Source organism: Flavipsychrobacter sp. (genome assembly GCA_041392855.1).
In the GTDB taxonomy this organism is placed as follows: Bacteria; Bacteroidota; Bacteroidia; order Chitinophagales; family Chitinophagaceae; genus UBA5543.
Window position 1 is genome coordinate 2,354,210 of record JAWKLD010000001.1, and the last position, 11,452, is coordinate 2,365,661.

Consider the following 11,452-nt stretch of genomic DNA (forward strand, 5'->3'; position numbering starts at 1 on the left):
CAGTTTTGATGGCTTTATTTATTTAAATTACAACTACTACTTATTTCAAATCGAACCTATCTAAATTCATCACTTTATTCCATGCTGCTACAAAGTCCTTCACAAATTTCTTTTCTGCGTTTTTATAGCCATATACTTCTGCCAAGGCACGAAGTTCAGAGTTAGATCCAAATATCAAATCGGCTCTAGTACCCGTCCATTTCTTTGCCCCTGTTTTACGATCACTACCTTCAAATACATCTTGTGCATCAGTTGTAGCTTTCCAGGTAGTATTTAGATCTAGCAAATTGATGAAGAAATCATTGGTCAACGCTTCCGGTTGTTTTGTAAACACTCCATGAGCAGATTGGTCATAGTTTGTATTTAAAACACGCATGCCTCCCAGTAACACTGTCATTTCAGGAGCTGTCAGGGTCAACAACTGTGAACGGTCTACCAACATTTCTTCTGCAGTAACATTATGCTTTGGCTCAAAATAGTTACGAAAACCATCTGCTGCTGGTTCTAGCGCCTCAAACGACTCTATATCTGTTTGCTCTTGAGAAGCATCCACTCTACCAGGCGTAAAAGGTACTGACACATCGTGTCCTGCATTTTTTGCAGCTTTCTCTACCCCAGCACAACCTGCAAGTACGATCAAGTCAGCAAGAGAAACTTTCTTAGCAAAATCTTTCTGTATACCCTCTAGTGTACCCAATACTTTCTTTAGCTGATTTGGGTTGTTAACTGTCCAATCTTTTTGTGGTGCTAGTCTTATGCGTGCACCATTGGCACCGCCACGCATATCCGAACCACGGAAGGTAGAAACAGAAGCCCAAGCTGTTGATACAAGTTCTGAAACAGAAAGACCAGAGCTTAATACTTTGTCTTTTAATGTGGCAATATCTGCATCGTTTATCAACTCATGATCTAATGCAGGTAATGGATCTTGCCAAGACAATACTTCCTCCGGCACTTCTGGTCCTAAATAACGAGCAATAGGTCCCATGTCTCTATGTGTCAATTTATACCATGCTTTTGCAAAAGCATCAGCAAACTCATCAGGATTCTCATAAAACCTTCTCGATATTTTCTCATATACAGGGTCCATTCTTAATGAAAGGTCTGTAGTTAGCATAAATGGTGCATGCTTTTTACTAGGGTCATGTGCATCTGGTACAAGTCCTGCTCTCGCACCATCTTTTGGTCGCCATTGATGTGCTCCCGCTGGGCTCTTGGTCAGTTCCCACTCATAACCGAATAAATTTTCAAAGAAGTTATTACTCCATTTAGTAGGCGTTGTAGTCCATGCTCCTTCTAGCCCACTTGTGATCGTATCACTGGCATTACCTGTACCGTAGGTGTTCTTCCAGCCCAGCCCTTGCTCTACTATACCAGCAGCAGCAGGCTCAGGACCTACATATTTTTCAGGGTTGGCTGCACCATGTGTTTTACCAAAAGTATGGCCACCCGCTATTAGCGCTACAGTCTCCTCATCATTCATGGCCATACGCTTAAATGTTTCTCGTATGTCTATTGCTGCTGCCAATGGATCAGGATTCCCGTTAGGCCCTTCAGGGTTCACGTATATCAAACCCATTTGTACTGCTGCAAGTGGATTCTCTAACTCTCTATCATCAGTGTATCTTTTATCTCCCAACCATTCTCCTTCCGAACCCCAATAAATATCTTGCTCTGGCTCCCATACATCTTCACGACCACCAGCAAAACCAAAAGTTTTAAAACCCATTGATTCCAACGCGCAGTTACCTGCAAGAATCATAAGGTCAGCCCAAGATATACTGTTGCCATACTTCTGTTTAATAGGCCACAATAACAAACGAGCTTTATCTAAGTTGGCATTATCCGGCCAGCTATTTAACGGTGCAAAACGTTGTGTACCTGAACCTGCACCACCTCGACCATCACCTACACGATATGTACCTGCACTATGCCATGCCATACGTATGAATAAAGGACCATAATGCCCATAGTCAGCAGGCCACCAATCTTGAGAATCGGTCATTAGGTTATTAATATCCTCTTTTATTGCTTTTAGATCTAGCTTTTTAAATTCTTCTGCATAGTTAAACCCTTCGTCCATGGGGTTAGATAGTGATGAGTTTTGTCTAAGAATATTTAAGTCTAATTGATTAGGCCACCAATCTCTGTTTTGTGTGCCACCTCCTGCGCTTTGTCTTAAAGCACCATTATGAAATGGGCATTTACTAATGTCGTTTCCTTGACTTTTTGAATCCATATTATTGCTATTTATATTGTACTAATTATATACTCAAAGTATACATAAATACTTATAAGATATATTGGCAATACTTATAGCAATATCTAAAGGGATTATTGTAGCTACTTCAATCGTAGCTGTATTTTATAGTAGCACCTTACTATTATTAGGCAAAATTGAAAGAATGTAAGCGTTACAAATATGCTGCTGCCCAAAGCAAGCCTGCATAACTCTTGCTCCATTTTGTTTTAAGTGCTATTAGTTTTTGTTGTGCTTGCAACATCTTGTTCTCTCTAGAGTTCACTAAAAACAAAGTACTCTCACCAACATTATATCTGGTCAACTCTCCTCGATACATTTTGTTGAAGTTATTATAAGCTTCTGTATAAAGTTCTATCTGGTTTTTAAGGATAATAACCTCATTATAATAGCTCCTTATCTTATTCTCAATATTTGCACTGGTATAGTCTTGTTCAAAAGCAGTTTCTTGTAGCTTTATTTTTGCTGATCTATATCCACCTCTACCCTTTCTTAAAAACAAGGGCACACTAAAGTCAACCCCAAACTTGTAGTTATTCTCTATAAATGGTGTTGTCAATTCATTAGGCACTTCATAGCCTTTGTTTAGCAAGTTTGCATTTATATCCAAAGTAGGTAGCAATGACTGTCCTTTTAATCGCTTCTCTATTTTTAATGCATCAAGTTTAGCGTCAACCATTTGTAATTTAGGGTGGTTAGCTAATGCCTGGGCTAAAAAGGTTTCTAAACCATCTACTTCTACCGATGAGATATTTTGAGCAGTACTATCCGGCTCAATATTATCTGACCAACTCATCATAGACCTATCCTCTAACCATAAATAAGTAGACAGCTCAAAGCCAGCATTATAATAATTCATTAATGCTTCGTTTTTGAGCAGCTCATAACTCTGTATCTGCGTCCATGCTTCTACTGTATCAATTGCGGGTCTATTACCTTGCTCATATTCCAGTCTTACAAAGTTTAAGCGAGCAGTACTTATCTGTACCACTTCTTTATAAATTAAATAAGTCTGGTATTCTCGTACCCAATTCCAATAAGTAGCTACTGCTTCAAACAAAATATTATTGACCACCAAACGCTGTTCAGCCTCAGTCATTTCTTGGATGGCTTGTGCTTTTCTTAAAGTAGCCCTCCTTTCATCAAACAGGAGGCCTTGCAAAACAGATACTTTCACACCTGCATAAACAGACTTTCCTGGGGTTAACTCATTAAATACTCTAGAACCATACACCTCTTCTGCACCTGCCTTAAACTCTATACCATACCATGTTGGTAGTTTTAGTTCGGGATTAAAATAGTTGTAGTACAACTTCCCATCAAAAGTTTTTTGCTTGGCATTTGTTTTTAAGTAGGGATCAAAACTACCTCTTGCACTCATCACCTCTGCTTTAGACCTATCTACCTTAAGATTGGCCTGTTTGATTACAGGATGATACGCCTTCACTATACTCAACACATCGTCCTTAGACAGGTATAATGTACCATCTTGTGCCATTGCCCTAGCAGACAATAAGCACATCAACAATATTATATGTAGCTGTAGTAAGCGCACAGGTTTAATACTTTATCTTCTTATCCTTTTTTTGTTCTTTACTCTCTTGCTCTTTATAATAATCTGGAGGGAAACCATTTATATTTCTCCATAGCTCATACCAAACGGGTACATCTTTTAGGAGCATGATGGATTGTGCGCCTGTACCTAATTTGATTTGTGGCGGCCATGCTCTTTCACCTTCTACCTCCTTTACCAACACTCTAAATTTTCCATTGTTGCCTACATTGCTTTCTATGGCTGCCACCTCACCTGCAAATGTACCATAGGAAGCTTGTGGCCATCCGCTAAAAACTATTGCAGGAAAACCATCGAAGAGGAAACGTGTTTTTGTACCTACAGATAGTAATGGTAGATCTACAGGACGTACAAAAAGTTCTACTGCTAATTCAATATTTTCAGGCACTATCTCCAAAAGTGTCTCCCCTTCTTTTACTATCTCATTGATACCTGATTTGGAAGCATTAACTACTTGTCCTGTTTGAGGTGCCAATAGATAGTATTGACCTGACCTAATTTTATAATTCGAATACTGATTTTTAAACTTAGAGACCTCTGCCTGGCCACTAGCAATTTCACTACTTGCAGCAGCAATTTCACTTTGTGCTTTAAATATTTTTTCTGCGTACTCTTGTTTTATTTGGCTTAAATCAGTCCTGGTATTCATCAACTTGATCTCTGTGCTCATTTTCTTAGCTACCGCATCCTGATATTTTTGATTGCGTTGCTCTAACTGCACTTTGGATACCAAACCACTATCACGCATTATTTGTTGACGCCTATACTGTTCTTCAGCTATGTTCAATGCATTTAATGCTGCAGCAGCTTCAATACTATCGCTCACTACCTTCAACCTCAACTGTTGTAGTTTTAGATCTAGTGCATTTTGTAAGGCAGAAATCTGAGCTTTTGTAGCCTGCACTTTGTTCTTATAAGACTCAACAGAAAATTCTTTGGCCGTAAGTTGTTCCTCGGTTCTTTGTAATAGCTCTGGATCAAGGTAATTATCTTTTATCTCTGCCAGTTGCACTATAGTATCACCAGCATTGACATGGTCTCCCTCTTTCACATACCATTTCACTATACGCCCTGGTATAATTGTATTTAACTCCTGTGGTCTGTGCTCTTGTTTCAATGTGGTAACATTACCTCTCGCCCTTATGTTTTGTGTCCAAGGCAAAAACAAAACAACAACAAGGAAAATCAATAGGGCTATCATCCAGTTTTTTATTTTACTGTACTTCCCTACACGATATACGCTTTTAAACGCATCGGTTTCTCCCACACCAGAGATTTGCTCTATCGTCTTTTTTATCTCTTCCATGGTTTAGAAATTGTTTAGTTCATCGATGTTACCAAATAATCTACCATGCCCGTTATCAAGAACCAATACCTTATCACAAACCTCGTTACATATTTTACGCCCCGAAGTAATTATCATTGTGGTATTTTTCATTTCCTCCTTGATAAAATTTTCTACTCTTAGTCTTATTTCTTCTTCCATGCCATCAAAAGCATCATCTATCAATGCAAGCTTAGGTTTCGCCAACAACATACGAGCAACAAGTATTTTTCTTACTATACTATGCGGCAACCCATCACCTGTTGATAGTAATTGCATATCATAACTATCTTGCTGATTGTCTACAAATTTCTTAAGCCCTACTATTTCAGCTATTCTAAATACTTCTTCATAAGTAATGGACTGACCTAAGGTCAAATTTTCATATAACGTACCTTCAAAAATATCTGGAGTGTCTAATAATACCATTGACTGCTGCAGCAAGGCTTCTTTATCGTATTTATTTTGAGGTATATCGTTGATTAGCAATTGACCACCTACGCAGTTGTATATACCAGATAATACATGTAGTAAGGTAGACTTACCTGACACTTTTGGCCCATATATTAAGAGCTTTTCCCCTTTAGCAATTGTAAAGCTCACGTTTTTAATGACCTCAAATCCATCGTCGTAAGAAAAACTGATTTGCTCGGCTGAAAATGCTGGCCCTATATCACTTTCTTCCAGCTTTATAGCACCTACTTCATCTACGGGTTTGTCTAATATTTTATTGATCTTTTCGAGTGATGTAAGTACATCATACACTTTATCTAAATTCACTATCAACTTCTCCACTGAGTTTATTACCAATATTATTACTATTTCTGCAGCAATAAACTGACCAATATTCAATTGTTGGTTAACTAATAACAAAGCACCTACAATTAGCATTGCAGCGGTTATCAAAAACTTAAACCCAACTAGTGTCCAATACTGAATCAATAATATTTTAAAGTGATTTGTTCTTGCTGTCAGGTAATTTGTTATTTCTTTATCTATTCTATTGATTCTGTAGGATGGTTTGATGAACCTATATAAAATATTCAATCTAGCATTGTCCTCTAAGTTTGCAGCAACCCTATATTTATAATTACTTTCTTCCATGCTTGTTTGTAACCCTCTGTTTCCTGTAAAACGAAGAATCAGATATAATACAAACAATAACATGATACCAAAAAAGATAAATGCCGGGTGATAGAAGGATAACAACAACAACCCGAATAATATTTGTATACTGGCAGTAGGAATGTCTAATAACAATTTAGAGATACCCTTCTGTAAAGAGATAACATCAAAAAAACGGTTGGCCAACTCTGGCAAATAATACCCCTTTAAAGACTTTAACTTAATCTTTGGTATTCTATGTGCATAACTGAAAGAATATCTTACAAATAATTGTTGTTGAATTTTCTCAATTATCTTCATTTGATTAACCTGCAACAACCCGTTAAGCAACACACTAAACACAACCAATATTATCAATATAAATAAAGACGTAGAGATTGATCCACCTAAAACAAAGCTTATAATAGCCTGAATACCAAGAGGTAATACTAATTGAACAATACCTAGCATAATGGCATAGAAGTATATGGCATAAATCTCCTTACGCTCAAACTTAAGTATCTCAAGTATTCTATATAGCGGATGACTCTTCTTAATAGACATATGGTCACTTTGTACAAATATAAGCTACTATACAACATGATAGTAATACTATTATCTATGATGGTAAAGATTAAATTTATATATGGAATACTATCACATTTGTATATTTGAGTACTGAAATACTATGGACTTAGCAGTACAAATTAAGATGAATCCCTCGTTGTATGTAAAAGACCCAGAGCAATCTGACCTGGGTAAACGAATTGTGCAACACAGTATTGATGCCATATATGAATATGGTTTTGAAGATTTCACTTTTAAAAAACTAGCTAGTAGAATCAATACTACTGAAGCAAGTGTATACCGATATTTTGAAAATAAACACCGGCTACTTACCTATATCACATCCTGGTTTTGGACATGGATGGAATATCAACTTGTGTTCTACACCAATAACCTTACGGATACCCAAAAGAAAATTGATATATTGATAGATCTTTTGGTCTTCAACTTAGAAGATAAACTATTGGTAGATCATATTAACAAAGGGAAGCTTCAACAAATCATCATTTCAGAAGCTAACAAATCTTACCTGACCAATCATATTGATGAGGATAATAAGGCACAGATATTTAAACCTTATAAAGACCTTTGCCATAGAATATCAGAAATATTTGTTGACCACAACTCTAAGTACAAATACTCGCACTCTCTTTCCAGCACATTAATAGAAACAGCACACCATCAAATGTATTTTCAAAGGCACCTACCCTCACTTACAGACTTTGGAAAGACTCAGAACAACAAAGAGCTTGTGTGCTTCTTAAAAGATTTTATTTATAAGACATTAGGTACATAACCATACTTACTTAGAAATAGAAAAAAGCAGGACACATTAGTAATGTGCCCTGCTAAAAAATAGGAATAGGGGTAACTCCTATCTTCTTATTACTACTCTTGTTCTATATAACTCACCACTGTTTTGAACTTCTATCATATATATACCATCAGCAATACCTGACATATTAAACCTAAGTTGTGCATTAGGAGCAAACTCCGTGCGCTTGATCACCTTGCCGGTAATGTCTCTGAATAGTATTTCACCTTGTTTTACTTCACCAGGTAGCTCTATATTAAACGTACCACTATTAGGGTTTGGATATACTTTTATTTCATCCATCTTCTTGTTCAACTCTTCAATTGCAGCAATACCACCTTCATTACCATTATCACGACCACTTTTGGCTCCTGCATTACAAGACTGATCGCACGCTCCTAATTTATCACCGGAATGATTGCTCAAGTGAGATGCAACTGCATTCACACTTACTGATAGTGTTTTTGCATTATTTGGATTACCGTTAGGTGAGTGACATAAGTAAACCTTACCACTGCTCTTACCTTTTTTACCCGGCACTCTGATGTCTAACACACAGAAACTAACTGTACATGTAGTGGTACATCCGTTTGAGTTGGTAATGGTTACAGTATAAGTATAGTTACCTGCAGCGGTTGGTGTAAACACAGGAGATTGGCAATTGCTACAGCTCAAGTTAGCAGCAGGATACCAAGAATAAGTGAATCCACTTCCACCAGTAGCATTAGCTGTAATAGTAGCACTTTGCGAACCATAACCTAAGTAGATGTTATTAGGATTACCACCAGTATAAATATTGTTAGATGGCGTTGTTGTAATGCTACATGTAGGCTGATACTGTACTGTTACAGTAGTGGTACATGTAGATGTATTACCATGCACATCAGTTACCGTCAGTACTACGTTGTTGTTTCCTGCATCTGCACAAGTAAATGCATTAGGAGATACACTCATGCTAGCGATACCACAATTATCACTACTACCATTATCTACATCTGAAGGGGAAACAGTTCCTGAACCATTGCTTAAGTTAAGCGTGTATGCCTTACATAATGCTGTAGGCGGTTGGTTATCTATTACTATCACATCCTGAGTACAAGTAGCAGTGTTTCCATGTATATCTGTAACTGTCCATGTTACAGTTGTAATACCTACAGGGTAACTACCTGGTGCATTATTAGTAGTACTAGCTACACCACAGTTATCACCTGTTGTTGGTGTGCCTAAACTAACATTTGTTGCAGCACACGCTCCGTTATCTGCATTTACGGTTACGTTAACAGGGCATGCAATTGTAGGGTTTTGATTATCTACAACCGTTACATCTTGAGTGCTGGTAGCAGTATTGCCATGTATATCTGTAACCGTCCACGTAACAGTTGTGGTACCTACAGGATAACTACTTGGTGCATTATTAGTAGTACTGGCTACACCACAGTTATCACCTGTTGTTGGCGTACCTAAGCTAACATTTGTTGCAGCACAGGCTCCGTTATCTGCATTTACAGTTACATTAGCAGGGCCAGTAATTGTTGGGTTCTGATTGTCAACAACTGTTACATCTTGAGTACAAGTAGCAGTGTTGCCATGTACATCCGTTACCGTCCATGTTATGGTTGTTGTACCTACTGGATAACTAGAAGGTGCATTGTTTGTTGTAGATGCTACACCGCAGTTATCACTTGTAGTTGGTGTGCCTAAACTAACATTTGTTGCAGCACAAGCACCATTGTCTGCATTTACTGTTACGTTAGCAGGGCATGCAATTGTAGGGTTCTGATCATCTACAACTGTTACATTTTGTGTACAGGTACTCGTGTTACCATTTTCATCTGTAGCTGTCCATGTTACTACTGTAGTACCTACCGGATATCTACCGGATGCATTTGAAGATGAGTTATAATTGTTTACAAGTGTAATGTTATTTACCCCTGCTGATCCACTTACCCAATTTGAGGTATTATTATTAAGTGCAAAATTGGTTAGCGTACCATTGTTTGAATTTGAAGTTTTATCCATCAATGTATTTACAGCAGGACTTGTATTATTACCTCCTGCTACACCATGGTTCATGTCATAATAAGCCATTAGTCCAGGTTCAGAACCTGAAAGTTCCATATTCATTGCAGCTCTTACATCTGATTCAGAGCGAGCTGTATTCCAAATACGCATTTCATCCAATACACCTTTGAAATATCTTGGATCTGTACTTTGCGAGTTACGACCTATTCTCCAAACATCGTTCGATTGGGTAAAAGGAGCATTAAAAGATTTACTAGTATTCAATACACCGTTTACATAACCCTTCATACCACTACTCGCATCTACTACTACAGCTACGTGTTGCCACTGGTTGGGAGTAAGGAATATGGCTATAGCTTTCCATCCACCAGCACGTACATAACATGCCAGTTTATTACTACCTATCATTTCGAAGACAAGTCCTCTACTATTACCATTGTTTCGGTGTGCAATAACTGTATTGTTTCCCGATACGCTTGTTGGTTTTACCCAAAACTCAATGGTTAATTCACCAGTACTCACATAGCTGTTAAGAGATGAAGAGTTAGGCATCTCCACGTAATCATTAGCGCCATCAAAATCCAAAGAGTTGCCTGGCTGTTGGCAATTGTCTGCCACTATTGGTTGTGGAATATTTATAAATGCGGAACAGGAGTCTTGATCTGCAACGACATTTTTATTCGAAGGACATGTTATGCTTGGCGGAACGGTTTCAACAACACCAGCAAAACTTCCACCTGGTATAGATAGTCCGTGTGTTTCAGAACAAGGAAAAGAGCTTGTTACACTCAACTGTGTACTATTACTTACACCTACAGGGAGATTAATAGCTACACCTGTACTGATACCTGAAGAGAAGTTGTAGGGGCCATAAGAGATATTAGCACCGCTTGGATCATACACTACATTGAATTTTCCACTACCTGTAATAGAAGCACATGAAAGGTGGTTTACTTTGATGGTAGTAGGTAAATAGTCATCAGACATATTACAATTTGTACCATTGTTATTAGGGGTACCATTAATATTTGACCATGATGTTATAGGACATGTGGTACACACAGGTGGTGGTGGTGGTGTAAAATTACCTGAGCCACCAACCATAAATGCCCAGCACGCATTAGTAGAATATGGCTGAACAGAAAGGTTAGTTCCTAAAAAAGGAGTAGTTACAATAGCATAGCTACCTCTGGCACGTTGGGTAGATGTTACAGCAAATACATTGTTGCTAAGCCCTGCTATTGAGCCTGCATGCTCTGACTGTAAAGGATAATTTACACCATTAATGGTTAGTCCGGAATTGGCAATACCACACTGCCCTACGGTGTGATATGATTGCAGGTACCATGTGAGTGTACCGTTTTGTGCCTGGTTGACACGAATTTCCCAGACGTGGGCATAGCTTGCTACTGTTAAACACAACAACGTAACAAGCGATAGTAGTCTTTTCATACAATTAGAATTTTGCAGCGCTATATTTCATTAGCCTACTGCGGGTGATTAATTTTTTTTGTGTGCTCTCTTTTATTCTAAAATGCCTGTAACTCTACCTGTCTTTCCAGGCGGTCTACTTTTTGAGAATAATAGCGCCACACAGCAACCGCAAGTATGACCGATGTCATCACAACCAATAAATAGCTAATGGCTAAGCGGCTTCTTAAAGCGTATAAAACTCTCATGCCGCAAATATGTAAATGGGGGTACCCTAAATGCAAAAAAGTGACGTCCCTAAAACGTCTCAACCACGTCCCTAAGGCGTCTCTTAATGAAAATCAATCAGTTATGAAT

The 11,452-nt window shown here is 38.0% G+C and carries 7 protein-coding genes; 1 reads left to right on the plus strand and 6 read right to left on the minus strand.

The annotated features are described in order from the left end of the window. Positions 1-40: 40 nt before the first annotated feature. The 4 genes from katG to R2800_10985 all read right to left on the minus strand — a co-directional run bounded on the left by katG (position 41) and on the right by R2800_10985 (position 6,825). Positions 41-2,239, minus strand: a complete 2,199-nt coding sequence (gene katG / locus R2800_10970) for a catalase/peroxidase HPI (protein ID MEZ5017564.1) — start codon at positions 2,237-2,239, stop codon at positions 41-43. A gap of 175 nt (positions 2,240-2,414) precedes the next feature. Next, the gene (locus R2800_10975; protein ID MEZ5017565.1) at positions 2,415-3,815 is read right to left on the minus strand and encodes a TolC family protein; all 1,401 of its coding nucleotides are present in this window, start codon (positions 3,813-3,815) and stop codon (positions 2,415-2,417) included. 4 nt (positions 3,816-3,819) lie between these two features. After that, positions 3,820-5,139 carry an HlyD family efflux transporter periplasmic adaptor subunit gene (locus R2800_10980; protein MEZ5017566.1) on the minus strand — a complete coding sequence of 440 codons (1,320 nt, stop codon included), beginning with the start codon at positions 5,137-5,139 and terminating at the stop codon, positions 3,820-3,822. A gap of 3 nt (positions 5,140-5,142) precedes the next feature. Then, positions 5,143-6,825, minus strand: coding sequence for an ATP-binding cassette domain-containing protein (locus R2800_10985; GenBank protein ID MEZ5017567.1), 1,683 nt, complete (start codon positions 6,823-6,825; stop codon positions 5,143-5,145). Between the two features lie 124 nt (positions 6,826-6,949). Here R2800_10985 and R2800_10990 point away from each other — a divergent pair, with 124 nt between their 5' ends. Further along, the gene (locus R2800_10990; GenBank protein MEZ5017568.1) at positions 6,950-7,624 is read left to right on the plus strand and encodes a TetR/AcrR family transcriptional regulator; all 675 of its coding nucleotides are present in this window, start codon (positions 6,950-6,952) and stop codon (positions 7,622-7,624) included. A gap of 78 nt (positions 7,625-7,702) precedes the next feature. On the opposite strand, the gene R2800_10995 is transcribed toward R2800_10990, so the two are convergent. Together R2800_10995 and R2800_11000 are read right to left on the minus strand one after the other, a co-directional pair. Then, the gene (locus tag R2800_10995) at positions 7,703-11,116 is read right to left on the minus strand and encodes an HYR domain-containing protein (GenBank protein MEZ5017569.1); all 3,414 of its coding nucleotides are present in this window, start codon (positions 11,114-11,116) and stop codon (positions 7,703-7,705) included. Between the two features lie 77 nt (positions 11,117-11,193). Beyond that, complete coding sequence (locus R2800_11000) at positions 11,194-11,343, minus strand: hypothetical protein (GenBank protein MEZ5017570.1); 150 nt, start codon at positions 11,341-11,343, stop codon at positions 11,194-11,196. Positions 11,344-11,452 lie beyond the last annotated feature (109 nt).

Bases quoted from the DNA above. Each gene is read 5' to 3' on its own strand.
- katG (MEZ5017564.1), bottom strand. From the start codon at position 2,239: ATGGATTCAAAAAGTCAAGGAAACGACATTAGTAAATGCCCATTTCAT.
- R2800_10980 (MEZ5017566.1), bottom strand. From the start codon at position 5,139: ATGGAAGAGATAAAAAAGACGATAGAGCAAATCTCTGGTGTGGGAGAA.
- R2800_10985 (MEZ5017567.1), bottom strand. From the start codon at position 6,825: ATGTCTATTAAGAAGAGTCATCCGCTATATAGAATACTTGAGATACTT.
- R2800_10990 (MEZ5017568.1), top strand. From the start codon at position 6,950: ATGGACTTAGCAGTACAAATTAAGATGAATCCCTCGTTGTATGTAAAA.
- R2800_10995 (MEZ5017569.1), bottom strand. From the start codon at position 11,116: ATGAAAAGACTACTATCGCTTGTTACGTTGTTGTGTTTAACAGTAGCA.
- R2800_11000 (MEZ5017570.1), bottom strand. From the start codon at position 11,343: ATGAGAGTTTTATACGCTTTAAGAAGCCGCTTAGCCATTAGCTATTTA.